Consider the following 25,429-nt stretch of genomic DNA (forward strand, 5'->3'; position numbering starts at 1 on the left):
CCTCCAGGCCGTCTCGTGGTCGCGTCGGGCGCGACCCGGTCAGTTGCGTTGCGCCGCGGCCAGCAGGTCCGGCCCGTGGCGGTCGAAGAGCCGACCACCGGCGACGACCCCGGCCACGAGGACGACCACGCCGACCACGACACCGACGACGAGGGTCAGGACGCTCCACGGCGACGGGCCGTCCGCGAACGCGAGCACCGCCATCCACGCCGCGGGCACCGAGCAGACGACGATCCCGACCACCATCGACGACTGCGCCACCGAGGCGAGCGCACCGGCGGCCTGCGGCTGCTGGAAGGGGTGGTCGCCGGGTCGGACGGTCGGGTAGGGCAGCAGCACGGATACGACGCTGGAGAGTCCGAGGCCGGACAACAGGGCGCTCGCACTCACCCCGATGAGCACCGGGAACGCGGTCCAGTCGCCGAACAGCCACGCGGAGAACCACGACCCGAGGACGATCGCGGGGATGCCCACGGCGAGCACGGGGACGAGCCGACCGAGGCGGTCGCTCCAGCCAGGGGCTCCCGACGCGACGTGCAGCCACACGGCGGTGTTGTCGTAGGAGACGTCGTTGTGCGGCAGGAACCCGGCGATGAGCGCCATCAGCGGCAGCGGCACGAGCGCGGTCCAGTGCCACGGGACGCCGGCGACCCCGAGCGGGATCACCACGACCGGGACGAAGACGATGATGAGGTAGGACGCGCGGTAGCGGGGATCGCGCACCCAGTACGTGAGTGCGCGCGCCGCGACCGCGCCCACCGGTGTCGAACCGAGCCGGTCGAACCAGCCGAGCCCGCGGTACCGGCGAGCCGTGGCGCGGCCGTCCACGGTCTCGAGCGCACGACCGACGACGGCCCACCACGCCCATCCGAGCAGGGCCACGACGACGACGGAGATCACGAGCTTGACGACGCCCTCGCCGACCAGGCCGTTCGCGACGTCGGCGGGGACCGCCCAGGCCGCACCCCACGGCGTCCAGCCGGCGACGTCGGCGATGCGCTGCATCTCGGCGCCCGCAGGGTCGAGCCAGTCGACCCTGAGCAGCAGCGACGCGGTCGGGATCCCGAGCACCACGATCAGCAGCGCGACGAGCCACCCGGCGTCCCGCGAACGGTGCGGACCGATGAGCGCCGCGCCGACCGCGCAGCCCACCCGGACGAGGAGCGCACAGGTCGCGATCGCCAGCAGCCCTCCGACGACGCCCAGGACGCCGGCACCGGCACCGCGCATCCACGTGACCGACTGCGCGACGGCGACGATCGCCACGGCGACGACCGGGACGCCGACGAGACCTGCGACACCGAGACCGACGGCCAGGTCGCGCCGACCGATCCCGAACACCGTGAACCGCCGCGGGTCGAACTGGTCACTGCGGCCGACGACGAGCGGCACGACCGTGAACGCGAAGGCGACGAGGGTGCCAACGGGGACGATGACCGCGCGCGCCACCTCGGGCGCGGCGGACCGGAGTCCGACGATCTCGACCGCCACGAACACCGCGGCGAGCAGGCCGGCGAGGCTGCCGAGCACGACGAGGACGGACCGTCCGGCGCTGCCGCGGACCTCCCCCGCGAGCAGGTCGGCCCTCAGCCGGAGAAGCTGTGCAACCATTCCATGCTCTCTGCCACGACGCGGCCGCCCGCGAGTTCGACGAACTTGTCCTCGAGGCTCTTGCGCCCGCGGACCTGCGCCATCGTGCCGGAGGCCAGGACGCGGCCACCGACGATGATGGCGACGGAGTCGCAGGTGCGCTGCACGAGCTCCATCGAGTGGCTGGAGAGCACCACGGTGCCACCCCCGCGCGTGTACCGGCGGAGGATCTCCGTGATGGTCGCGGCGCTCACCGGGTCGACGGACTCGAACGGTTCGTCGAGCACGAGCACCCGAGGCGAGTGGATGAGCGTCGCTGCGAGGGCGATCTTCTTCGCCATGCCCACGGAGTAGTCCGCGACCTGACGACCGAGTGCCTCGCCCAGGCCGAACGCCTCGGCCAGGTCGGCGCTGCGCTTCCGGGCCGTGGCGCCGTCGAGCCCGCGGAGGGTCGCCGAGTAGTAGAGGAGCTGCGCACCGGTGAGCCGGTCGAACAGCCGCAGCCGGTCGGGCAGGACGCCGAGGTCGCGCTTGGCGGCGGTGGGATCGGCCCAGACGTCGTGGTCGAGCACGGTCACGGTGCCCGCGTCGGGGCGGAGCAGACCGGTCACGATCGACAGGGTGGTGGTCTTGCCGGCGCCGTTCGGGCCGACGACGCCGAAGATCGAGCCCTGGCGGATCTCGAGGTCGACCTCGTCGACCGCGAGGGTCTGGCCGTAGCGCTTCACGAGACCGCTCGCGCGCAGCACCACGGGCTGCGTGGGCTGCTTCGGGCCGGCGGCGGGGCGCTTCGTCGATGCTGGGCGCTTCTTCGCCTTCGCGGCGGGCTCGTCGGTGGCGGCGGTCGCCTCGGTGGCGCCGTCCGTCGCGTCGACGTCGTCCTCGGTCTGCCTGCCTGGAGGCACGGTGCCGGTCGTTCCGGCGGCCTGCGTCGGGCGCGTGGCGCGTCCCTTGCCGCCGCGCGGCTTGCCGGGACGGCGGCCGGTGGTCGTGGCGGCCTGCGGCGTCGCGGCTGCGCCGTCCGACTCCGCAGCGACCGCGGTGCGGTCGTCCGTGCTCGTCGTGTCCGTGCTCGTCGTGTCCGTGCTCGTCGTGTCCGTGACCGTCGTGTCGTCGGTCATCGCGTCCTCAGCGGAGGCGTCGCGCGCATCCCCGTCCCCCATGTCGTCCTGCTCGGCGTCGTCGCGCTCGGCGTCGTCGGCCTCGGCGTCGTCCGCCTCGGTCAGCCAGGCAGCGTCCGACGTGCTGTACACGTCGTCGTCATCCGTTGCTCCAGCTGCCACGGCCCAACCGTACCAACGCTCTCCGGACAGCGGGGGACCGCCGGACGCAGTGTCACGAATTGAGCACGAAGCGCCCGGAGACGTACCCCGCAGGAGGGACGTTCCGTATCATTCACCAGGGCACGACGAAGTGTTCACCACTTGGAAACCTGCTCCGGCCGGCGAGTCCGTGACGCCCTTCCCTGCGAATGACCGCAGAGACGGCGTGCTTCCCGGCCGAATCGGACCTTCCGCGAGCAGACTCGACCAGGCCCGCCCGTGCCCCAGGGCGCGCGGGCGGACACCAGAAGGGACCAGCATGACCACGCAGATCGTGATCCTCGCAGCGGGGATGGGCAGCCGCCTCGGGCGCAGCCTGCCGAAGCCGCTCACCGAACTCAGCGACGGCCGCACCATCATGCAGCAGCAGTTCGACAACATCCGTGCCGCGTTCGGTTCGAGCGCCCGCGTGACGATCGTCGTCGGCTACAAGTCGGAGTACATCGTCGAGGCCTTCCCCGACGCGAACTTCGTCTACAACGAGTCCTACGACTCCACGAACACCTCGAAGAGCCTCCTCCGCGCGCTCAAGGCGACGGGCAAGGGCGGCGTCCTCTGGATGAACGGCGACGTCGTCTTCGATCCGCGTGCGCTCGTGCGTGCCGCGGACATGATCGACGAGGACCGCTCCTTCGTCAGCGTCAACACCGACAAGGTCTCCGACGAAGAGGTCAAGTACACGGTCGACGCCGAGGGCTTCATCCACAAGCTGTCGAAGCAGGTCGTGGGCGGTCTCGGCGAAGCGGTCGGCATCAACTACGTCTCCTCCGCCGACAAGCAGGCACTCATCCGCCAGCTCGGCCGCGTCGACGACCAGGAGTACTTCGAGGGGGGCATCGAGGCTGCCATCGCCGAGGACGGGCTACGCTGGAGCCCGATCGACATCTCCGACATGTACGCCGTCGAGATCGACTTCGCCGAGGACCTCGAGCGCGCGAACAACCTGTTCGCCTGAACCACCGTCAGGACCCCCTCGGCGGTTCCGCCCGAAGGGAAACCGTGACCACAGCGAGTGCGCCGACCGCGCCCGCGGCTGCCGCACCCGCGGCGTCCCGGAGCGCCGGTCGGCGCTATCGTCATGCCCTCTGGCTGCTGACCGTCCGGGACCTCCGCGTCCGCTACTCGACGTCGGCGCTGGGGTACTTCTGGTCGATCCTCGACCCGCTGGTGATGTCGGCGATCTACTGGTTCGTCTTCACCCAGGTGTTCCACCGCGGCAAGGTCGGCGAAGAGCCCTACATCGTGTTCCTGCTCTCGGCGCTGCTGCCGTGGATGTGGTTCACCGGGGCCGTCTCGGACTCGACCCGGGCGTTCATCAAGGAGACCAAGCTCATCCGGTCGACGACGATCCCCCGGAGCATCTGGGTCGCCCGGGTGAACGCGTCGAAGGGCATCGAGTTCCTGCTGAGCCTGCCGGTGCTCGCCGTCTTCGCGATCGCGACCGGCGCCCACGTGCACTGGGAACTCGCGCTGTACCCCCTCGCGATCGTGCTGCAGTGCGGACTCGTGTACGGACTCGGGCTGATCGTGGCGCCGCTCGTCGTCTTCTTCCGTGACCTCGAACGCGCCGTGAAGCTCGTGCTCCGCTTCCTGTTCTACGCATCGCCCATCATCTACAGCACCCAGGCCCTGCCGGACCGGTTGCACGACCTGGCGGCGTTCAACCCGCTGAGCGGCATCTTCGGCATCTACCGCTCGGCGTTCTTCCCGTCCCAACTGGACTGGTTCGAGGTCGCGGTCTCGGTCGTCGTGACCGTGGTGGTCATCGGGATCGGGACGGTCGTCTTCCGACGCAGCGAGCACCGCGTCCTGAAGGAGCTGTGATGACCGCCACCGAGCAGACCGGACGGGGCACGACCGTCGCCCCCGTGATCTCGGTGCGCGACGCCGGGATCCGGTTCAAGCGCAACCGCCGCGCCAGCCGGAGCTTCAAGGACCTCTTCGCCGGCAGCAACCGCCGGAAGCGCGCCGACGAGTTCTGGGCCCTGCGGGGTGTGACCTTCGACGTCCGCCCGGGCGAGGCGATCGGTGTCGTCGGACGGAACGGCCAGGGCAAGTCGACGCTGCTCAAGCTCGTCGCACAGGTGATGCTCCCGGACGAGGGCCGCGTCCACGTCGGAGCCGGCGTCGCTCCCCTCATCGAGATCACGGGTGGATTCGTCGGCGACCTCTCGGTCCGCGACAACGTGTTCCTCACGGCGGGGCTGCACGGCATGTCCCGCGCGGAGATCCGGGACGCGTTCGACGAGATCATCGACTTCGCCGAGATCGGTGACTTCGTCGACACCCCGTACAAGCACCTGTCCAGCGGGATGAAGGTGCGCATCGCGTTCGCGGTGATCTCGCGGCTCGACGAACCGGTCATCCTGGTGGACGAGGTGCTCGCCGTGGGCGACAAGGCGTTCCGTGAGAAGTGCTACAAGCGCATCGAGGAACTCCTGGCCGGCGGCCGGACCCTGTTCTTCGTCTCGCACAGCGACAAGGACCTGCGACGCTTCTGCGAGCGCGGACTCTACCTCGACAAGGGGCGCCTGCAGCTGGACGGCACGATCGAGGAAGCCCTCGCGCGGTACTCCTCCGACTACGGCGTCTGAGGCCCCACTCCCCCTCAACAACCCGGCCCACGAGCCCACGCTCCACAGCCGTCCGCTCCCCCGCCGGAACGCAGCCCCGAACGTCGGACCCTCCCCCTACCGTGACGGCATGCACCACCCGACACCGACGGCCTACGCCGTCCCGTTCACGATCGACCGTTCCCTCGCACCACGTCGCTACGACCTGGTGAACACCGGCGACGAACCCGTCGACGGTCTCACCCTCACCCACCTCGGCAACGGGTACTGCCCACCGCTCGCCGTACGGCGGCTCGACCCGGGACGTGCGCTCACGATCGCGGTGTTCGGCGCCGCCGCGGACGACACGGGGATCGTCGTCGTCCGGTGGCGCCGTCCGGACCGGTCCGAGTACCTCTGGCGGATGTCCCTCGTGGCCGACGGCCGTGCTGCCTGACGACGCCGGGCCGGCGTCGCGGTCGCCGTCAGCCCTCGTTGCGCGTCGCAGCGACCGAACGCCAGCGGTCGAGCAGCCGTTCGATCGCACCGTGGAACCGTGCCGTCGCAGCCCCCGGCGTCGTGTCGCCGAAGTACCGCTGCACCCAGTGCTGCAGCTTCGCGAGTTCGGCGGCGTCGTTGGCTGCGGCGTCGACCCGCGCGACCACGTCTCCCGCATCGGACGCCGTCAGCCAGCTGGCGTCGCCCAGGTAGCCGCGCTCGTCGACGTCGGCTTCCGGGGACTCCGGCCGGGTCACGATGAGCGGCTTCCCGACGGCCAGGCGGTCGTAGATCATCGCGCTGATGTCGGTGATGGCTACGTCGGCACCGGCGAGCTGCCAGCCGAGCTCCGCCCCGTCGTCGTACACGTGGTGCGCGCTCGGATCAGCGGCGTTGGCGGCGGCGATCGCCGCGACGATGCGCTCGTGGGCGGCCTTGTAGGCGGCGTCACGGACACCGCTGCGCGGGTGGGGTCGGTACACCAGCCGGTGCGCGGGAGACGCCAGGACCCGCTCGGCGATCGTGGTGCCGTGGGTCGCGATCGACCCGTAGGCGGCCGCTGCCCGGTCACCCTCCCACGTCGGCGCGTAGAGCACGACGGTGCGGTCGTCCTCCGGGTAGGGCGCTGCACCCGCGAAGTGGTCGGCCTGCGGGCGTCCGATGGCGATCGTACGGGCGTCGAGGTCGTAGTCCCACAGGGCGTCGGCGAGTCGGTCACGAGCAGCGTCGCCGGCGATCAGGGCGTAGTCGTACGCCTTGAACTGGTTCGTCGTCATGTACATCTTGTCGCTCTCGCCGTGGTTGACGAAGACGTGCCACATGCGCCCGTACCGCATCATCTGGAAGTTGCGGGCGTTCTGGTTGACGTACAGGACGATCTTGGGCGCCTGCTCGTCGACGAACCGTTCGAGGTCGACGACCTGGCGCGCGTAGACCACCGGCACCGGCGACTCGTCGAGCAACGTCAGCATCGTCCCGGGGCTGCGCGAGACGATCGCCACCGGGTGCGTGGCCGCCAGTTCGGCGAGCGGCGCGTACCACTGGCGGACCTGGTACATGTTCACCGGGCCGTCGGCGAAGTACACCGCGATCTCGATCGTGCCGGGGGCGGGGGTCGGCGCGCTCGGCAGCCGACGCGCGAGCGTACGACGGCTCCGACGCGACTTGAGCAGTCGCTCGGCCAGTCGCACGGCGGTGCGCACGTCGCGGATGATCGGCATGGTCCCTCTCCCGGTGTCGGCGGACGGTTGGTGGTGGTCGGGTCAGACGATCGGCGGGCGACCGGCGAGTGTCATGCGGCCGATGGTCAGCCACCCCATGACGTGCACGGGGCCGCAGTCCGAGGTCCAGCCCTCTCGGATGCCGCCGAACCAGGTCGCCAGGCGGCGCGGGTGACGCCACCAGCGTGCGACCTGGATCGCCGCCCACGACCCGACGTACAGCGGGCGGAGCACGACGGGCAGGTTGCGGCGGGCCAGCCAGACGCGGTTCCGGGCGTTCAGTCGGTAGTACTCGGTGTGGCGTGCCGGGTCGATCGCGGGGTGGTGCGCGACGAGGTCGCCGGCGTACCAGGTCCGTCGTCCGGCGTCCCACACGCGCCAGGCGAGCTCGATGCCCTCGTGCGCGTAGAAGTACTCGGCTCCCCACCCGCCGGTGGCGCGGTAGACGTCCATCGGCAGCACGACCGCGCCCTCCCACACCGAGAACACGGGCGACGAGTGGTCCGGCTCGCCCTTGCGGATCCGGGGGATCCAGCGCGTGGGGTTCGCGGCTCCGGTCGGGTCGACCACCCGCGGCTGCACGAGCCCGAGGGACGGGTCCCGCTCGAAGAGCCCGATCGCGTCCCGCAGGAAGGTCTCGGACGGCACGGACGCGTCGTCGTCGAGGAAGAACACGTAGTCGCCGTCGACCACCTCGACCCCCGCGTTGCGTCCGGCCGGGATCCCGACGTTCTCCGGCAGCCCCAGTGCGCGGACGCCCTCCGGCAGGCCCTCGGGCTCCCAGCCGTTGCCGACGCACACGACGTCGAGCTCGACGTCCTGCTGCGCGAGCACGCTCTCGAGTCCGCGGCGCAGGTCGTCCGGGCGGGTGCCCTGTGACAGGCTCACGACGGCCACACGCGGGCGGTCGCGGTGCGAGACCGCGTGACGTCGGACGGTCCCGGGCGTCACGCGCGGACCCGCTTCGACGAGATGATCGCCAGGAAGTGCCCGAACGTGGCGACCACCGCGAGCGGCAGCAGCGCACCCACCAGGATGCGATCGGCCAGCGGGTGCCCGATCACGAGTGCCAGCAGCGCGAAGACGAACGCCAGGATGCTCAGCTCGACCGAGTGGTACAGCCGGTGGAACGGCAGGAACCGGGCTGCCCGGCGCAGGGTGGCGAGCCGACGTCCGGACGGGACGGTGCCGGCGTCACGGCGGTCGACGAGCTTGTCGAGCCCGGCGTTCGCGCGGGCGACGTGCACCATGTCGTTCAACGCCTTGTTGAGCACGATGACGAGCCCCAGCGCGCAGCCGATCGTCGTCCACATCCAGTCGGCGCCGTGGATCGGCCACGTCGCAGCACGGACGCCGAGTGCGATCGGGATGAGCCCCTCAGTCGTGTAGTGCCCCACCTTGTCGAGGAACACGCCGGCCGGCGACCGGGTCCCCCGCCACCGCGCGACCTCACCGTCGCTGCAGTCGACGAGCATCTGCAGCTGGCCGAGGACGAGTGCGAGCGCCGCACCCCAGATGCCCGGGATGAGCAGGGCCGCGGCGATGCTCCACCCGACCAGGATCATCAGGCCGGTCACCTGGTTGGCGCTCACCCGGGTCTTCAGGAGCAACCACGTCAGGTACGGCGAGACGTCCCGCAGGTACAGCGACGCCGTCCAGTGCTCGGCGTTCGCCCGCGATCGGACCTCGTCCGGTTGGGCGACGGCACGGAGCTCGGCGATCGAGGTGGGGCGGGTGTTCCCGCGGCCGGTCGTGTCATCGGTCAAGAGGTCAGGTCACCGTCCCGTGTGCGTGGTCAGCTCGGACGTCCGGGTGAGGAAGCCGATGATGAAGCCGAGGCCCCAGCCCACGTGGATGCAGGGCAGCACCACGAGGAGCCAGAGCAGGGTCGGCAGCCCCGACCGCCGGGCGACCGCGACGGCCCCCAGGACGACGAAGACGATGTAGACCGCGGGCACGACGAACCCGAGCAGGGCCCACGCGGCACCGGAGCCGAGTACTGCGCCGATGATGCCGACGATCCCGGCGACGATGCCGAGCGCCATCGCGGCGACCATCGCGGGCGGGACGAAGTAGCGCAGGCCGTTGTTCGCCGGGAACCGGCGGGCGAGCTCACCGCGCCACAACCCGGTCGCGACGAACTGCCGCACGAGTCGCTTGAGGCTGGGTCGCGGCCGGTAGGTGACGACGAGCTCGGGGGTGAACCACACCGTGCCGCCGGTCTGCCGGAGCCGCCGGTTGAGCTCCCAGTCCTGGCCGCGCTTGATGCCCTCGTCGAACAGCCCAACCTCGAACAGTCGGTCGCGCCGGAACACCCCGAGGTAGGCGGTCTCGGCCGGCCCGGCCTGGCCGCCGACGTGGTGCGGGGTCCCGCCCAGACCGACCCGGCTGCCGTAGGCGAGCGCCACGGCCCGCTCGAACGGCGTCCGGCCCTCGGCGTGCATGATGCCGCCCACGTTGTCCGCCCCGGACTCCTGCAGCACCCGCACCGCGATCCGCGTGTAGTCCTGCGGCAGCACCGAGTGGGCGTCGACGCGGACGACGACGGGGTGCACCGACGCACGGATCGCCACGTTCAGGCCGGCGGGTGTCGAACCGATCGGGTTGTCGATCGCCCGGATGCGGGGATCCGCGGCGCTCATCTCGGCAACGAGCTGGTTCGTGCCGTCGATCGACGGGCCGAGCGCGAGGATGACCTCGAACGGGCCGGCGTAGTCCTGGTCGAGCAGGCTCTGGACGGCCGCGCGGACCTCGGTCACCTCGTTGAGGACGGGCATCACGTACGAGACGCCCGGCAGGGGGTGTCCGTCTGTCTGCATGCGTACCTCGGGGTCCTGGCTGGGTGCACGGGACGCACCGCGGACGGTGCCGCCCCGCAGAGCGACCCTGAGCCTATCAAGGACGCAACCGGGAGACGGCCTGGAGGCGCGGTGCCAGCTGGCACCGCGCCTCCAGGCCGTCGTGTCGTTGCGTTCCGCTGACGCGCGTCAGCCCTTGTAGGTCCCGAGCGTGACGTCCGTCTCGCGGGTCTCGCCGCCGCGGATGTAGGTGATGGTCGTCTTGGCGCCACCCGCGAAGTAGCGGACCTGCGCCGTCAGGTCGGTGGCGTCGGAGACCGTCGCCGAACCGATCTTGGTGACCACGTCGCCCTTCTGCAGACCGGCCTTCGCCGCCGCGCCGCCGGACGAGACGGACTTGATGAGCCCGCCCATCTGGGTGGCCTTGGCGTCCTCGGCGGCGTCGCCGACCGTCGCGCCGAGCAGACCGTGCGTCGCCGACCCGTTCTCCTTGATCTCGTTCGCCACGCGCTTGACGAGGTTCGAGGGGATCGAGAAGCCGACGCCGATGCTGCCGGACTGGCTCGACGAGTCGGACGAGCTGCTCGCGCTCGCGATCGCCACGTTGATGCCGATCAGCTTGCCCTTGGAGTCGAGGAGCGCACCGCCGGAGTTGCCCGGGTTGATCGAGGCATCGGTCTGGATGACCGGGAGCGAGACCGTGGTGTTCGAGGAGGAGCTGCTGCCGTTGTCGCCGTTGCCCCAGAAGTCGAACGGGCCGCCGCTGCTGCCGTTGCCGCCCTCGTTCGAGTCGCCGCCCTCACTGGGAGCGCTCGAGGTCACCTGGATGCTGCGGCTGAGGGTCGAGACGATGCCGTCGGTGACGGTGTTCGACAGGCCGAGCGGCGCACCGATCGCGACCGCGGTGTCACCGACGTTGAGGTCGGACGAATCCGCGAAGCTGATCGGCTTCATGTCGGTGGCGTCGATCTTGATGACCGCGAGGTCCACCGTCGGGTCCGTGCCGACGAGCTTCGCCGGGTAGATCTTGCCGTCGGAGGTCGTGACCGTGATCGAACCGTTCGAGCTGTCGCCGTCGAGCGTCACCACGTGGGTGTTCGTGACGATGTAGCCGTCCTTGCTGAACACGACGCCCGAACCGGTGCCGGCTTCGCTGCTCGACGACACGTTGATCGTCACGACCGACGGGGTCGCCTGGGCGGCCACGGCGGTGACGACCGTCGCGTTGTTGTAGTCGTTGACCGTCAGGTTCCCGCCGTTCTGCGACGTCGAGGAACCGACGACGGTGCCGCCGCTCTGGCTGGATCCGGCGAGCCAGCCGGCGCCGCCGCCGACGAGGCCGGCGACGACGAGGCCGGCGACGATCGGGAGGACGAGGCGTCCGCGGCCGTCCTTCGAGCGGGTCGTGGTGCCGGTGGCTGCACCTGCGCCAGCACCGGTCGCGGCGGCGCCGAAGTAGTGGCCGTTGCGCTGGTTGGAGCCGTCGACGTCACCGAAGGAGCTGGTGGCCGAGGTCGGGGCCTGCGCCGAAGGAGCGCCGGCGTACCCGGAGTACTCGGAGGCCGATGCGGGGGCGGAGGTGGGCTGGGCGTACTCGCCGTAGCGGGGCTGCTGCTGGCCGGAGGCGGGCTGGGGTTGGCCGTACTGGCCCTGACCGTACTGGCTCGCCTGCTGCGCCTGCCCGTACTGGCTCTGGCCGTACTGGTTCGTCGGCTGGTTCTGGCCGTACTGGGTCTGGCCGTACTGGTTCGTCGGCTGCTCCTGCTGCTGCGGCTGGCCGTACTGGCCGGTCGGCGCCTGGTCGGTGCCGTACGGGGTCGCGTGCTGGCCGTACCCGCCTGTTGCCTGGCTGCCCTGGCCGTACTGGCTCGTCTGGCCGTACTGGCTGGTCTGGCCGTACTGGCTCGTCTGCGCCGTCTCCGGTGCGACCGTCGGGTACGGAGCCGTGTACCGGTCGGTCGGGTGATCGGTCGACGCGGCAATGACGTCGGTCTCGTTCGCGGGAGCGGCGTCGATCACGTCGGTGTGGTCCGCTCGCTCGTCACTCGCCGGAGCGGCGTTCGTGTGCTCGGAGTCGTTCGTCGCGGCGTCCTCGGATGCGGCCTGTGCAGCCGTGTCGTCCGGACGGAAGTCGTCGTCCTGCCCGTGGGGCGTGGTGTCGGTCATGCTGGACGTGCTCCTTTCAAGCTCGTGCAGTCTGTCGGACCCACCTGAGCGCTGCTCCTGCTGACGCTGCGAGCGACCTATGGCGATCTTATGCGTGGGCTGTGGGCGAGCGCTCGGATGGTGCGTCGGTCCGCCAGTAGGTTGGGTGCGTTCGGCACCGCACGGCGCGGTCGACACCTCGGAGGGAATCACATGCGGCAGGCAGGACCCTGGTTGCGAGCAGCCGAGGGAGCGATGCTCCTCGGATCCGACGGTGTCCCCGCACCGACCGTTTTCGCCGAGATGAGCGCCCTGGCCGCCGCGACCGGTGCGATCAACCTCGGGCAGGGCTTCCCGGACGAGGACGGCCCCGTCGAGGTCCTCGACGCCGCCGTCGCCGCGATCCGGGACGGCGTCAACCAGTACCCGCCTGGACGTGGGACGCCGGACCTGCGCCTGGCCGTCAGCGAGCACCAGGCGCGGTGGTACGACCTCGAGGTCGACCCCGACCGGCAGGTCCTCGTCACGGCCGGTGCGACCGAAGCCCTGGCTGCGACCCTCCTCGCCTTCGTCGAACCCGGCGACGAAGTCGTGACCTTCGAGCCCTTCTACGACGCTTACGGCGCGCTCATCCGGCTGGCCGGAGGGACGCACGTGACCGTCCCGCTGACGGCACCGGACTTCCTGCCCGACGAGGACACGCTCCGCGCCGCGTTCTCGGACCGCACGCGGGTCGTGCTGGTGAACACGCCGCACAACCCGACCGGGCGGGTGCTCCCCGACGAGGTGCTCGCGACGATCGTCGAGCTCGCCGAGCAGTACGACGCGCTGATCGTCACGGACGAGGTCTACGAGCACCTGACGTTCGACGTCCCCCACGTGCCGATCGCCAGCCTTCCCGGCGCCGCCGACCGCACCGTCACGATCTCGAGCGCTGGGAAGACCTTCAGCACCACGGGTTGGAAGATCGGCTGGCTCACGGCTCCCCCGGCAATTGTCGACGCCATCACGTCCGTGAAGCAGTTCCTGACCTTCGTGAACGGCGCCCCGTTCCAACCCGCGGTCGCCGCCGGACTGCGGCTGCCCGACTCGGTGTTCGCCGGGATCGCGGCCGAGCTCTCCGCGAAGCACGACCTGCTCGCCGCCGGTCTCCGCGCCGCCGGCTTCGAGGTCATGCGGCCGGACGGTGGCTACTTCGTCATCGCCGATGCCGCCGCGCTCGGGTACGACGATGCCCGCGAGTTCTGCACGAAGCTGCCCGAGCTCGCCGGCGTGGTCGGCGTTCCCGTGTCGGCGTTCGTCCGGCCGGACCACGCCGCCGGGTACCGCTCGCTCGTCCGGTTCGCCTTCTGCAAGCGCCGCTCGGTACTCGAGGACGCGGCGGCCCGACTGGCAGGGCTCACCCCGCACGCCTGACGGCCCGGGGTCCTGCCGCCGACGTCCGTCCCTGCGCGAGCGGGCGAAATACGTCCCCTCGCCCACCGAACGGCACACATTCCGCCCGCTCGCGACGAACACCGGACCGACCCGACGCGCGCCGAACACGAGCGGGCGAAACACGTCCCCCTCGCCCACCGAACGGCACACATTCCGCCCGCTCGCGACGAACACCGGACCGACCCCAAGCGCGCCGAACACGAGCGGGCGAAACACGTCCCCCTCACCCACCGGACGGCACACATTCCGCCCGCTCGCGACGGACGGACGAGCAGCCAGCGCCCGGGCCGCAGCGCGCGCGGGTCAGTCGCGCAGCGTGACCTCGTAGCGCCGCAGGGCCAGGGAGGGGTTCGTCTGCCGGACCGACTCCGTCACCGCCGTGTCGACCGTCGCGACGAGCATCCCCGGGACCGCACCGGCCGCAGCCACAGCGACCCCGGACGGGTCCAGCACGACCGAGCCCCCGATGCCGATCGGCGGAGTCTGCCCGACGCCCACCACCCACACGGTGTTCTCGATGGCGCGCGCGGTCAGCAGGGTGCGCCAGTGGTGTTCCTTGCCCGGTCCACGAACCCACTCGGCGGGGAGCACCACGACGTCGGCGGCTCCGTGCTCCGGGGCGGCGAGGCGGCGGGTGACCTCGGGGAAGCGCAGGTCGTAGCAGGTCTCCAGGCCGATCCGGACACCACCGAGCTCGAACACCGGGAGCTGCGCTGGGTCACCGGACTCGATGCGGTCGGACTCCCGGGACCCGAACGCGTCGTAGAGGTGCACCTTCCGGTACGCCGCGGCGATCGAGCCGTCCGGCAGCACGGCGACGAGGGTGTTCCGGAAGCGGTCGGCCGAACCGCTCTCCGCGACCCCGACCACGAGTGCGATCCCGGTGTCGCGGGCGATGGCCTGCAGACCGCTGACGAACGGGCCGTCGAGCGGCTGCGCTGCCGCGACGAACCGGTCGTCGATCTCGGCCGTGAAGTACGAGGTGTACTCCGGCGTCACGAGCAGGTCGGCACCCCGCGAAACCGCATCCACCGCCGCGGAACGGACGGTCTCGAGGTTGGCGGCGGGGTCGTCCACGGGTGCGAACTGCGCCGCGGCGATCGTCAGGGTGCCCATCCGCCGAGCGTACCGGCCAGCACGAGCCAGGGGCCCGGGCCCACGAAGAAGGCCCCGGTCCGACTGGACCGGGGCCTTCTCTGTGACGCTTGGTTGCGGGGGCAGGATTTGAACCTACGACCTCTGGGTTATGAGCCCAGCGAGCTACCGAACTGCTCCACCCCGCGGCACGTTGATCAGCCTACACGGGGCCGTGGCGGGGCACAAATCGAGCTCCCCGCCACGGTGTGTCTAGTTCCCGCTCTCGGCCTCGGTGGCGGCCTGGATCGCTTCCTGCAGGCGCTGGTCGGCCTCGGCGGCGGCGACCAGGTCGTTGTCCGCGTAGGCGTCCTGACGGTCCTGCAGCGCCTGCTTGGCGTCGTTGAGGGCCTTCTGCAGCGCCGCGTTGTCGGTCCCCGAGTCGGACGACGAACCCGAACCCGCGGACGAGCCGGAGTCGGAGCCCGACGACGATCCGGAGTCGGACCCGGACGACGACCCGGAGTCAGACCCCGAGGACCCCGACGAGCCACCGGCCGCGCCCTGGTCACCGGCAGCGGCACCCGAGTCACCGCCGAAGAGGCTGTTGAGGGCCTCGTCGAGGGTGTCCTCGAACGCGATCTTGTCGCCGAACGCCACGAGGACCTTCTGCAGCAGCGGGTACGAACCGCTCGAGGTCGACTGGACGTACACGGGCTGGACGTAGAGGAACCCGCCACCGACCGGGAGCGTCAGCAGGTTGCCCTGCTTGACGGTCGAGTTGCCCCGCTTCAGGATGTTCAGCTCCTGCGACACCGTGGTGTCCGAGTTGAACAGGTTCTGCACTTGCGCCGGACCCGGGATGTTGTCCGTCTTCGGCATCGTCAACAGCGTGAGCTTGCCGTAGCCGGACGCCTTCTTGCCCTTGCCCGCACCGCCCGCGTCGGAGTCCACCGCGAGGTACCCGGTGAGCACGTTGCGGTTGTTCGAGCCGGCCGACTGCTGGGGTATGTACGTCGTGTACAGCGTGTACGCGGTCCCCTGACCAGGCACCTTCATCGTGAGGTAGTACGGATCCTGCAGGTTCGCCCTGGTGGTCGTCGTGGTCGCCCCGAGCGCGTTCGTGCCCGAGTTCGTGGTCGTCGACGTGTCGGCGGTGTCGGACGAGTCGTTCGTGCCCGACGTCGGCTCCTGCGGCGTGTTCCACGCGTCGTCGCCCGAGTAGAACGAGTTCGCGTTGGTGACGTGGTAGGTGCCGAGGATCGACCGCTGCACCTTGAACAGGTCGGTCGGGTACCGGACGTGGTCGAGCAGTTCCGCGCTCATCGAGGACACCGGCTTGACCGCGGTCGGGAAGATCTTCTCCCAGGTCTTCAGCACCGGGTCCTTGGTGTCCCAGGAGTACAGGGTGACCTTGCCCGTGTACGCGTCGACCGTGGCCTTCACCGAGTTCCGGATGTAGTTCACCTGGTCGGTCCGGTACGCCGAGGACTCGGAGCCGGCGATGCTGTCCGACAGGCTCTGGCTCTGCGAGTACGGGTACGCGTCGCTCGTCGTGTAGCCGTCGACGACCCACTGGATGCGGTGGTCGACGATCGCCGGGTACGCGTCGCTGTCGAGCGTCAGGTACGGCGCGACCTTCTGCACGCGGGAGATCGGGTCGCGGTCGTACAGGATCTGCGAGTCCTGGTTGACCGCGTCCGACAGCAGGATCTGCTCGGACTGGAACTTCGCCGCGTAGACGAGCCGGTTGAAGAAGTTGCCGAGGCTGGGCCCGCCGTTGCCGGCGTAGGTCGTCGTGGCGTTGCCGCCGTTGCTGTCGTCGGAGCCGGACGGGTAGTCGAGCTCGACGTTCTTCGAGCCCTTCGGCGCACCGACGATCGAGTACGCCGGCGAGGTCTCACCGAAGTACACGCGCTGCTGGAAGTCCCCGAGTGCACCGTTCGACGGGATGCCCGACTCGAGGAAGACCGGCTTGCCGTCGCTGGCCCGCTGGTTGCCGAAGGCCGCGGTGACCCCGTAGCCGTGGGTGTAGACGAACGCCCGGTTGTACGGGGTGTTCGCCTGCGAGCTCAGCCCGTCCAGGTCGATGTCGCGGACCGCGATCACGGTGTCCTCGGTCTGACCCTTGACGTCGTAGCGGTCGACGTCGAGTTCCTTCGGGAACTGGTAGTACTGCCGGTACTGCTGCAGCTGGCTGAAGGTGTCGGAGACGATCTTCGGGTCGATCAGGCGGATGTTCGCCGTGGTCTGGGCGTCCTGCGCCAGGGCGCCGGAGCTGGCCTCCGTCGTCGCGTCGTAGTTCTTCTCCTGCACCCCGGAGACGCCGTACGCGTCACGGGTGGCCTTGATGTTCCGTTCGATGTACGCCGACTCGAACGTGCGCTCGGACGGCTTCACCTGCAGGCGCTGGACGATCCAGGGGTAGATCCCGCCGATGACGATCGCCGCGACGAGCAGCAGCCCGGTGCCGACGATCGAGATGCGCCAGCGGCCGATGACCGCGGTGACGATGAACAGGATCGCGACGATCGCCGCGATGCCGGCCATGATCTCGCGGCCAGGGATGACGGCGTTCACCTCGGTGTACTGCGCACCCGTGATGAGCGAGTTCGACTTCGTCAGCGCGGCGTACTGGTCGAGCCAGAGGCTGACCGCCTGCAGCGCGATGTAGACCGCGGCGGTGACGGCGAGCTGGATCCGAGCGGCCTTCGAGATGCGGACCTCGCGGCCGCCGAAGCGCATGGCGCCGTACAGGTAGCACGCGGCGAGCGCGGCGAGTCCCGCGATGAGCACGACGGCCGACGAGTACGCCACGATCGCGCGCCAGAACGGCAGCTCGAACACGTAGAACCCGATGTCGAGTCCGAACTGCGGGTCGGTCTTGCCGAACGGCGTGCGGTTGAAGTACTCGAGCACCATGCTCCAGCGCCCCGCGGTCGACAGCCCCGCGAAGATGCCGAGGACGACCGGGATGCCGATCATCACGGCGCGACGCAGCGGCTCGATGACCTGCTGGTAGCGGTCGAGCTGCGAGTTGAGCTTCGCGTAGACCGGCCGGAACCGGAACGCGATCGCGATGCTCGCGTAGACGGGCACCGCCATCCCGAGGAACCCGGCGAGGAACATCAACGTCCCGGCGATCCACCGCGTGGTCAGGACCTGCTGGAAGCCGAGCTGCGCGAACCACGCGTAGTCGGTGTACAGGCTCGCGAAGATGAAGAAGGCGATCACCAGTGCGGCCAGCACGATGATCGTGACCACGATCGGGACCCGCGGCGAACGCCGCCCCGAGGTGGACGAGGTTGTCGTCACTTGATGTGCTCCAGACGTGTCGAACCGGCGGGCCCGGCGCGGCGGGCCGTCAGTGCATCGATCCTATGTGGCCCGAGCACGTCTGAAACTGTACGGAGACTCAGGAAGGCGCGTCGCGCCTCCAGGAGGACTGCCTGGAGGCACGGATCGCGACGGCCGCGGACGTCGCGTGGAGCGCGTGGCCGGCCCTACGACGTGCAGCGCGCGAGCTTCGCGGTGCTCTTCCCGGAGGCGATGGTCTCGAGGTCCGTGACCGCCTGGTCGAGGGTGCTCACCTTGTAGACGTCGAGGCCGGACGGGACGTGCCCGACGACCTCGTCGCAGTTGTCGGCCGGTGCGAGGAAGACGGTCGCGCCGGCGTCCTTCGCGCCGTACATCTTCTGCCGGATGCCGCCGATCGCGCCGACCTCGCCGTCGGCGGTGATGGTGCCGGTGCCCGCGACGTGCTTGCCGCCGTTGAGCTTGCCCGGCGTGATCTCGTCGATGATCCCGAGGGCGAACATCATGCCGGCCGAGGGGCCGCCGACGTCCTGGAGCTCGATGGAGACGCGGAACGGGAAGTCGTACCGCTCGGTGACGCCGACGCCGATGAGAGCCGTTCCCTGCTCGTTCCGCGGCGTGAGCTCCACGGTCTTCTCGGTGCCGTCGCGCTCGATGACGACCTTCGCCGGGTCGGACGTGCCGTGCTTCGCGACGAGCTCCCGGAGCGACGTGGCGTCCGCGTTCTCGGTGAGGGAGGTCCCGTCGAACGAGCGGATGACGTCGCCCTTCTCGATGACGCCGTCCGCGGCGGAGTCCTTCTGGACGGTGCCGACCTCGAGGTCGGTGGGCAGTTCGTAGCCCTGCTGGATGAGGGCGGCGGCGACCGCGGACTGCTGCGAGGCCTGCATGTCCGCGGTGTCCTGCTGGTTCACCTGGTCGGTGGTCACGCCCTCTGGGTAGATCGCGGAGGCCGGGATCACCGCCTCGGACCTGGTGAACAGCGCGCGGATGACGCTGGTCCAGGACGGCCGGTTGGTGGCGTCGCCCTGGATCCCGACGGTGAGCATGTCGAGCGCGCCGGCCGTCGGGTAGGTCGGGTGACCGTCGACCTGGATGAGCTTGACGTTCTTCGCGTCCTTGCCCGTGCCCTGCTTCTGCGTCCCGATCGTGTTGTACACGGGGCCCGGTACCTCGATGAGGTACGGGCTCGGCAGGAAGCTCGCGAGCAGCCCGAGGACGACGGCCCCGATCACGAACGCCCACCCGACGGTCCTGGAGCGCGAACGACGACGGGGCTCGGCGGCGAAGAGGGTCACACAACGTCCTTCCAGGGCGGGCTGTTCGCCCTCGGCGCAGCGGTTCGGGCGTTCCCACGGGGGCGTCCCAGGTGCGGCCCCGTGAGCAGCGATTAGCGTAGTCGTCATGCCTGATGAACCGCAGCCGGGGCCGGACGACGACTTCCAGGAGATGCTCCGCAAGCTCCTGTCCGGCGAGGGCCAGATCGACCCGTCGCAGCTCGCCGGTGCCGCCGGCCTGCCGAACGACCCGGCCTTCGTGGCGAACCTGATGAGCCAGCTGCAGCGTGCCGCCCAGTCTGGCGGGGACGGCATCGACTTCTCGGTCGCCTCGGAGCGGGCCACGGCCATCGCGCGGGAGGGCGGCCACCCGGTCGACCCCGCGACCTCGCAGGCGGCGGACCAGGCGTTCCAGGTCGCTGCCCTCTGGCTGGACGAGGCCACCACCGTCGCCGAACTCACCGCGACCCCGAGCCTGTACACCCGTGAACAGTGGGCGAAGGCGACCACCCCGGTGTGGGCACAGATCGCCGAACCCGTGGCGCTGAGCATCTCGAACGCCCTGACCGAGGCGATCGAGCAGCGGGCACCGGAGCAACTCAAGGCGATGCTCGGCGACGTCTCCAAGGCGATGCGGGGCGTCGGTGGCGCCCTGTTCGCGATCCAGCTCGGCCAGGTCGTCGGGCAGCTCTCGAAGGAGGTCGTGTCCGGCGGTGACGTCGGTGTGCCGCTCCTCGACGAGCAGGTCGCCGCGCTCCTGCCGCAGAACGTGGCCGAGTTCGCCGAGGGCCTCGACGTCCCCGAGGACGAGGTCCGCATCTACCTGGCGGTCCGCGAGCTCGCGCACGCCCGGCTGTTCCGCTCCGCGCGCTGGCTCCGGCTGCACATCATCTCGTCGATCACCGACTACGCGCGGGGCATCCACATCCCGTTCGACCGCGTCGAGGAGCTCGCGTCCGAGATCGACCCGACGAACCAGGAGCAGCTCCGCGACGCCCTGGCCTCCGGCGCGCTCATCCCGCCGCGCACCGAGGAACAAGAGGCAGCGCTCGCCCGCCTCGAGACCATGCTCGCGCTCGTCGAGGGCTGGGTCGACACCGTGACCGCGGCGGCGACCGAACGCCTGCCGAAGTCCGGCGCGATCGCCGAGATGGTCCGGCGCCGTCGTGCTGCCGGCGGTCCGGCGGAGTCGGCCTTCGCCACGCTCGTCGGTCTCGAACTCCGCCCCCGTCGGCTCCGCGAGGCTGCCGCGATGTGGCAGCGGGTCACCGACGAGCTCGGCACCGAGCAGCGCGACGCCCTGTGGTCGCACTTCGACGCCGTCCCGACCTCCGACGACATCGACGCGCCGGACGCCTTCGTCGCGCGGCTCAAGAACCCGGGGCAGTCCGCCGAGGACGACGAGTTCGACAAGGCGCTCGAGGACCTCCTCAACGACGCGACGGGCGACCGGCCGCGGGAGGACGAGTCCGGGAACGTCGACGAGGGCGACGCCGACGAGGGCGACACTCCGAAGTAGTTCTCCACAGATCCGGGGCCGCTCCCCCGCGCGACGGCGCCGTCCGTCAGCGTGGGGGCATGGGCATCCGCATCGATCCGACGCTCGAGTTCGTCTGGCGCGACCCGACGACGGTCCAGCTCGGGGTCGATCCGCCGCGGGCCGTGGTCGCCGTCCCGACCACGGGCGAGGAACGGTTCCTGTGCGCGCTCCGTCGTGAGACGGGGCGCGAGGCACTGTCCGGCCTCGCCGCGGCGACCGGGTGCGCGCCGGACGTCGCCGCACGGGTGCTCGGAGCGGCGTCGCCCGCCGTCGTCGACGTCCTGCCCGAACCGCTGTCCCGCGTCGAGGTGCACGGCACCGGTCCGTTGGCGGACACGGTCGCCGACCTGCTCGCGGGCGAGGGCGTCACCGTCGCCCGCACGTCGGCACCCCGCGGCGGCCCGGTCGTCGTGCCGGAGCAGGACCCGCGTCTGGCGGTCGTGGTCGCCGACCACGTGGTTGACCCGGCCCTCCGGGCAGCGTGGACCCGACGTGGCGTGCCGCACCTGTCGGTCGTGGTGGGTGACGGCCGGGTGCGGGTCGGACCGTTCGTCGTCCCGGGTGCGGGCCCGTGCCTCCAGTGCGTCGAGTACGCCCACGCCGACGACGACCCGTCGTGGCCGGCGATCGCCGCGCAGGTGTGGGGTCGTCCGGCGCCACCGCTGTCCCCGTACCGGACCGCGGCGGTGGCGGCGGCCACGATCCGGATGCTGCTCGAGCGGTTGCCGCTCGTCACGCAGCGGCCGGGGCTCGAGCAGCTGGTGTTCGACCGCGACGACCTGTCGGTCAGTCGCCAGCCGGTGCGGCTCCATCCGCGGTGTGCGTGCCGAGCGCTGCCAGGAAGCGACTCGCCACCCGGGCTCCCCCACGCGTGGAGCCCTGTCCGGACCACGTGATCGTCACCGAACGACGGGCACGGGTCAGGCCGACGTAGAACAGCCGGCGTTCCTCGTCGACCTCGGCGTCGGTCGTCGCGTGCGAGATCGGCAGCAGCCCCTCGGCGGCACCGATGACCACGACGTGCGGCCACTCGAGGCCCTTCGACGAGTGCAGCGTGGCGAGGGTGACGGCGTCGAGCTCGGGTTCGTGGTGCGTCGCGGCACGGTCGACGAGGTCCTGGGTGAACTGCTGCATGGTCGTGCCAGCAGGGGCGTCCTCGGCGAGGCCCATGATCGCCTGGAGCGCGTCCCACTGGTCCCGCACCGCGCCGGTGCCCTCGGGCGGCGTCGGCGTCCAGCCGCTCACCTGCAGCACGAGGCCGACCCGCCGGGTGAGTTCGTCGTCGGTCTGCCGGACGGCCTCGCCGCGCATGTGGTGCACCGCGAGCTTCACCTCGGGCCGGTCGAAGAACCGGGTGCCGCCCTGGACGCGGTACGGGATGCCGGCTCGGCCGAGCGCCGACTCGATCGCCGCGGCCTGGGCACCGACGCGGTACAGCACCGCGACGTCCCCGTACGACGCGGGCGTGGCCGGGTCGGCGACCAGGGAAGCGATGGTGCGCGCCACCGTCTGGGCTTCGTCCCCGTCGTGCACGCACGCCAGCACCTCGGGCTCCGGACCCGGCTCCGTGGTCTGCGCGACGAGGTCGAGCGCACCCGGCTGCCCGCGCATCAGGGCGTTGGCGGCGTGCACGACCTGCCGCGTCGACCGGTAGTTCCGCTCGAGGCGCAGCACGGACCCGCGCGGGAACTCCGACCCGAAGCCGAGCAGGTACCGACTCGAGGCACCCGCGAACGAGTAGATCGTCTGGCTGGCGTCACCGACGACGCACAGGTCGTCCCGGCCGCCGAGCCAGGCCCGGAGCAGGTCGTGCTGCACCGGCGAGACGTCCTGGTACTCGTCGACGACGAAGAAGCGGTACTGCTGTCGGACGTACGAGGCCACCCGCGGCTCGGACTCCACCATCCCGAGGGTGGCGAGCAGGACGTCCTCGAAGTCGAGCTGCCGGCGGTCGTCCTTCAGCTGCTCGTAGGCACGCATGAGGTCGAGGACCCGGCGCGGCGAGGTGTCCCGCGGCATCACCCGGTCGGCCGCCGCCGCCTCGTACTCGTCGTAGGACAGCATCTGGACCTTGCGCCACTCGAGCTCGCCCGCCAGGTCGCGGAGCGTCGGGGTGTCGACGCGCAGCCCGACCGTGTCGGCCGCGTGCGCGATCATCCGGCCCTTCGACTCGACGATGCGCGGGGCGTGCCCGCCGACGGTGTCCGGCCAGAAGTAGCTGAGCTGCGCCATCGCCGCGGCGTGGAAGGTCCGTGCCTGCACGGTGCCCGCGCCGAGCGACCGCAGCCGCGACCGCAGCTCACCGGCGGCACGCGTGGTGAAGGTCAGCGCCAGGACGTGGTTCGGCGCGTAGGTGCCCGTCGCGACGCCGTACGCGATGCGGTGGGTGATCGCGCGGGTCTTGCCGGTGCCGGCACCGGCGAGGACCGCCACCGGGCCGAGCAGGGTCCGGGCGACGGTGCGCTGTTCGGCGTCGAGGGCGGCGAGCAGCTCGTCAGGCGACGGTGGGCGGACGCCCGGGGCCACCTCGCTCACGGCAGGTCCAGCGGCCCGCCGTACCACTCCTCGATGATGGCGCGGGCGATCGACGTCCTGCCCGGCAGCAGCAGGGTGTCGCCGGCACGCTCCCGGATCTCGTCCCGCGAGAACCAGCGCACGTCGAGGATCTCCACGCCGTCGGGCCGCGCGGTCGTCGGGTCCCCGTCCACCGCCCGGGCGCGGAACCCGAGCATGAGCGACGCCGGGAACGGCCACGGCTGCGAGCCGAGGTACTCGGGTTCCTCGACGTGGACACCCGACTCCTCCCAGACCTCGCGGCGGACGGCGTCCTCGAGGGACTCGCCCGGTTCGACGAAGCCCGCGAGCAGGGAGTAGCGGTTCGCGTCCCACGCCGCGTTCGAGCCGAGCAGGATCCGGTCGTCGGCGTCGGTCACGCCGACGATGATCGCGGCGTCGGTGCGCGGGAAGTGCTCGTGCCCCTCGGGGTCCCGGCGGACCCAGCCGCCGGTCACGACCTCGGTCGCGGAACCGGTCCGGGGCGAGAACCCGTGCACCGCGTGCCAGTTCGCCATCGCGACGGCCTCGACCGCGAGGCCCTGGTCCCGCGGCGACAGCTCGGTGCCGAACATGCGCAGGCTCTCCCAGGCGTCGTCGTCGGGTTCGATCGCGTCGGCGGTGGCGGCGTCGACGAAGGCGGCCACGAACCGGGTGCCCGCGGGCGCATCGGGAGCGTCCGACACGGCACGACCGAGGTACAGCGTGACCGTCCCCTCGCTGACGTCGGACGCGGACACGAAGCGCAGCGTGCCGTCGGCGTTCCGGAGCATCTCCGAACCACGCACCGGCAGGTACCGGGTCGCGGGGTCGTCCCGCAGCACGCGTTCGACGTCTGGCGTCGTGCGGAACTCGGCGTCACGGTCGAGGTCGTTGCGGGAGAGGGGGAGCCGGGCGGCGAACTCGACGGTCACGGCAGGGGGCTCCTCGGGTCGATCGGTACGGGACGGGAACTCCCGGCACTGCCCGGGCCAGCGTGGCGCACGCTCGTCCACCTGCTGCGGACCTACCCTGAGGGGCATGGCGGGATCCCAGTTCACTCTAGCCGCGTTGGCGACGACGGCCGTCTCAGGCCTCCTCGTCACCGGCACGCGCACGCTCGGCTCGGCCGCGTCCGGGGACTACGAGTCGGCTGTCCTCCGCGACGCCGACGGCGTCGAGACGGCCATCCGGCGACCGCGCAACCAGCGTGCCGAGGCGCGGCAGTCAGCCGACCTCGTCGCGATCCGCGCGCTGAGCGCCGGCATCCGCACGCGCCTCCCGTTCGCCGTGGCCGAGTACCGCGGACAGGCGCCGATCGGATCGACCCGTGCCATCGTCACCACCTACCTGCCGGGCTCGCACCCGACCATGCAGGCGCTCGTCGAGCGACCAGAGCTCGCCACGAGCGTCGGCCGTGCCGTCGCGGCCATCCACCAGCTGCCGACCAGCTTCGTCACCGACGCCGGTCTGCCGTCCCTCACCCCGTTCGAGGTGCTCCGCTCCGCCGTCTCCGTGATGGACCGGGCGGTCGCCACGAAGCTCGTGCCCGCCGCGCTGAAGGAGCGGTGGGAGGGTGCCGCGCGCGACCAGCAGCTGTGGCAGTTCACGCCGACCGTGGTGCACGGTTCGCTCGGCACCGAGACGATCCTGGTCGAGGGCGACGCGGTCTCCGGGGTCATCGACTGGGGCGAGCTGCGGCTCGGTGACCCGGCGAAGGACCTCGCGTGGGTGCTCTCCGGCCGGAAGGACGCGTTCGACGCCGTCCTCAGCGCGTACGAGGCGAACGGCGGCGGTCGTGACCGGCAGCTCGCGCAGCGCGCCCGGGTCCACCACGAGCTCGAGACGGCGCAGTGGCTGCTGCACGGCGTGCAGGCCAAGAGCACCGAGGTCGTCGACGACGCGGTCGCGATGATGCACCGGCTGGTCGACGCGGTGCAGACGCCGAGTGCGGCGCCGCTGCAGTCGGTCTCCCCCGAGACGATGGAGATCGGCGAGGTCGAGCAGCTGCTGTCGTCGACCGAACGTCGGCACGGCTGAGCGCGCGCGTCGCGTCGCGCTGACGGTCGACGGCCTGGAGGCACGGCGCGGCCCCGCCTCGCCGGTCGCGTCCGGCAGACGGTCGCGTG

20 protein-coding genes and 1 tRNA gene are annotated in these 25,429 nt (G+C 71.1%); 8 read left to right on the forward strand and 13 right to left on the reverse strand.

Annotated elements, in window-relative coordinates; genetic code table 11:
• Positions 1–39 precede the first annotated feature (39 nt).
• Together CRP27_RS10665 and CRP27_RS18495 are read right to left on the reverse strand one after the other, a co-directional pair.
• On the reverse strand, positions 40–1,611 hold the full coding sequence (locus tag CRP27_RS10665) for an ABC transporter permease (protein WP_097180646.1): 1,572 nt from the start codon (positions 1,609–1,611) through the stop codon (positions 40–42).
• Positions 1,587–2,873, reverse strand: a complete 1,287-nt coding sequence (locus CRP27_RS18495; protein ID WP_255257541.1) for an ABC transporter ATP-binding protein — start codon at positions 2,871–2,873, stop codon at positions 1,587–1,589. Before CRP27_RS18495 ends, CRP27_RS10665 begins: the two co-directional genes overlap by 25 nt.
• A gap of 298 nt (positions 2,874–3,171) precedes the next feature.
• Here CRP27_RS18495 and CRP27_RS10675 point away from each other — a divergent pair, with 298 nt between their 5' ends.
• The 4 genes from CRP27_RS10675 to CRP27_RS10690 all read left to right on the forward strand — a co-directional run bounded on the left by CRP27_RS10675 (position 3,172) and on the right by CRP27_RS10690 (position 5,921).
• Positions 3,172–3,867, forward strand: coding sequence for an NTP transferase domain-containing protein (locus CRP27_RS10675; RefSeq protein ID WP_097180647.1), 696 nt, complete (start codon positions 3,172–3,174; stop codon positions 3,865–3,867).
• 44 nt (positions 3,868–3,911) lie between these two features.
• Positions 3,912–4,736, forward strand: a complete 825-nt coding sequence (locus CRP27_RS10680) for an ABC transporter permease (protein WP_097180648.1) — start codon at positions 3,912–3,914, stop codon at positions 4,734–4,736.
• Positions 4,736–5,506, forward strand: coding sequence for an ABC transporter ATP-binding protein (locus tag CRP27_RS10685; protein ID WP_097180649.1), 771 nt, complete (start codon positions 4,736–4,738; stop codon positions 5,504–5,506). Before CRP27_RS10680 ends, CRP27_RS10685 begins: the two co-directional genes overlap by 1 nt.
• 109 nt (positions 5,507–5,615) lie before the next feature.
• Entirely contained in the window at positions 5,616–5,921 is a 306-nt protein-coding gene (locus tag CRP27_RS10690; protein ID WP_097180650.1) for a hypothetical protein, read from the forward strand.
• Positions 5,922–5,949: 28 nt separating this feature from the next.
• Here the strand turns inward: CRP27_RS10690 and CRP27_RS10695 are convergent, their stop codons facing one another.
• The 5 genes from CRP27_RS10695 to CRP27_RS18370 all read right to left on the reverse strand — a co-directional run bounded on the left by CRP27_RS10695 (position 5,950) and on the right by CRP27_RS18370 (position 12,146).
• Positions 5,950–7,182, reverse strand: a complete 1,233-nt coding sequence (locus tag CRP27_RS10695) for a CDP-glycerol glycerophosphotransferase family protein (RefSeq protein WP_097180651.1) — start codon at positions 7,180–7,182, stop codon at positions 5,950–5,952.
• A 42-nt stretch (positions 7,183–7,224) separates the two neighbouring features.
• On the reverse strand, positions 7,225–8,070 hold the full coding sequence (locus CRP27_RS10700) for a glycosyltransferase family 2 protein (protein ID WP_369680018.1): 846 nt from the start codon (positions 8,068–8,070) through the stop codon (positions 7,225–7,227).
• Between the two features lie 59 nt (positions 8,071–8,129).
• A complete protein-coding gene (locus CRP27_RS10705; protein WP_097180653.1) occupies positions 8,130–8,948 on the reverse strand; it encodes a CDP-alcohol phosphatidyltransferase family protein in 819 nt (272 codons plus the stop codon).
• A gap of 9 nt (positions 8,949–8,957) precedes the next feature.
• Positions 8,958–10,001 carry a glycosyltransferase family 2 protein gene (locus tag CRP27_RS10710; protein WP_097180654.1) on the reverse strand — a complete coding sequence of 348 codons (1,044 nt, stop codon included), beginning with the start codon at positions 9,999–10,001 and terminating at the stop codon, positions 8,958–8,960.
• A 168-nt stretch (positions 10,002–10,169) separates the two neighbouring features.
• Entirely contained in the window at positions 10,170–12,146 is a 1,977-nt protein-coding gene (locus CRP27_RS18370; protein ID WP_217990727.1) for a S1C family serine protease, read from the reverse strand.
• Positions 12,147–12,338: 192 nt separating this feature from the next.
• Between CRP27_RS18370 and CRP27_RS10720 the strand changes: the two genes are divergently transcribed.
• Positions 12,339–13,541: an aminotransferase class I/II-fold pyridoxal phosphate-dependent enzyme gene (locus tag CRP27_RS10720; protein WP_097180655.1), complete on the forward strand. Its 1,203-nt coding sequence runs from the start codon at positions 12,339–12,341 to the stop codon at positions 13,539–13,541.
• A gap of 324 nt (positions 13,542–13,865) precedes the next feature.
• Here CRP27_RS10720 and CRP27_RS10725 read toward each other — a convergent pair whose 3' ends face one another.
• From CRP27_RS10725 to CRP27_RS10740, 4 genes are all read right to left on the reverse strand, one after another.
• The gene (locus tag CRP27_RS10725; RefSeq protein ID WP_097180656.1) at positions 13,866–14,678 is read right to left on the reverse strand and encodes a carbon-nitrogen hydrolase family protein; all 813 of its coding nucleotides are present in this window, start codon (positions 14,676–14,678) and stop codon (positions 13,866–13,868) included.
• Positions 14,679–14,768: 90 nt separating this feature from the next.
• Positions 14,769–14,845, reverse strand: a tRNA-Met gene (locus tag CRP27_RS10730).
• A gap of 64 nt (positions 14,846–14,909) precedes the next feature.
• Complete coding sequence (locus CRP27_RS10735) at positions 14,910–17,900, reverse strand: UPF0182 family protein (RefSeq protein ID WP_176505555.1); 2,991 nt, start codon at positions 17,898–17,900, stop codon at positions 14,910–14,912.
• Between the two features lie 239 nt (positions 17,901–18,139).
• Entirely contained in the window at positions 18,140–19,249 is a 1,110-nt protein-coding gene (locus CRP27_RS10740) for a PDZ domain-containing protein (protein WP_255257542.1), read from the reverse strand.
• A gap of 106 nt (positions 19,250–19,355) precedes the next feature.
• Here CRP27_RS10740 and CRP27_RS10745 point away from each other — a divergent pair, with 106 nt between their 5' ends.
• On the forward strand, positions 19,356–20,747 hold the full coding sequence (locus CRP27_RS10745; RefSeq protein ID WP_097180658.1) for a zinc-dependent metalloprotease: 1,392 nt from the start codon (positions 19,356–19,358) through the stop codon (positions 20,745–20,747).
• Positions 20,748–20,806: 59 nt separating this feature from the next.
• The gene (locus CRP27_RS10750) at positions 20,807–21,664 is read left to right on the forward strand and encodes a TOMM precursor leader peptide-binding protein (RefSeq protein WP_097180659.1); all 858 of its coding nucleotides are present in this window, start codon (positions 20,807–20,809) and stop codon (positions 21,662–21,664) included.
• On the opposite strand, the gene CRP27_RS10755 is transcribed toward CRP27_RS10750, so the two are convergent.
• Both CRP27_RS10755 and nudC read right to left on the reverse strand, forming a co-directional pair.
• On the reverse strand, positions 21,555–23,303 hold the full coding sequence (locus tag CRP27_RS10755; RefSeq protein WP_255257543.1) for an ATP-dependent helicase: 1,749 nt from the start codon (positions 23,301–23,303) through the stop codon (positions 21,555–21,557). The two genes, CRP27_RS10750 and CRP27_RS10755, sit on opposite strands and share 110 nt — an antisense overlap.
• On the reverse strand, positions 23,300–24,235 hold the full coding sequence (gene nudC, locus CRP27_RS10760) for an NAD(+) diphosphatase (protein ID WP_097180660.1): 936 nt from the start codon (positions 24,233–24,235) through the stop codon (positions 23,300–23,302). Before nudC ends, CRP27_RS10755 begins: the two co-directional genes overlap by 4 nt.
• Positions 24,236–24,341: 106 nt before the next feature.
• Here nudC and CRP27_RS10765 point away from each other — a divergent pair, with 106 nt between their 5' ends.
• Positions 24,342–25,340: a phosphotransferase gene (locus tag CRP27_RS10765; RefSeq protein ID WP_097180661.1), complete on the forward strand. Its 999-nt coding sequence runs from the start codon at positions 24,342–24,344 to the stop codon at positions 25,338–25,340.
• The last annotated feature ends 89 nt before the right edge of the window (positions 25,341–25,429 follow it).

Source organism: Curtobacterium sp. 314Chir4.1 (assembly GCF_900215175.1).
Lineage (GTDB): Bacteria > Actinomycetota > Actinomycetes > Actinomycetales > Microbacteriaceae > Curtobacterium > Curtobacterium pusillum_A.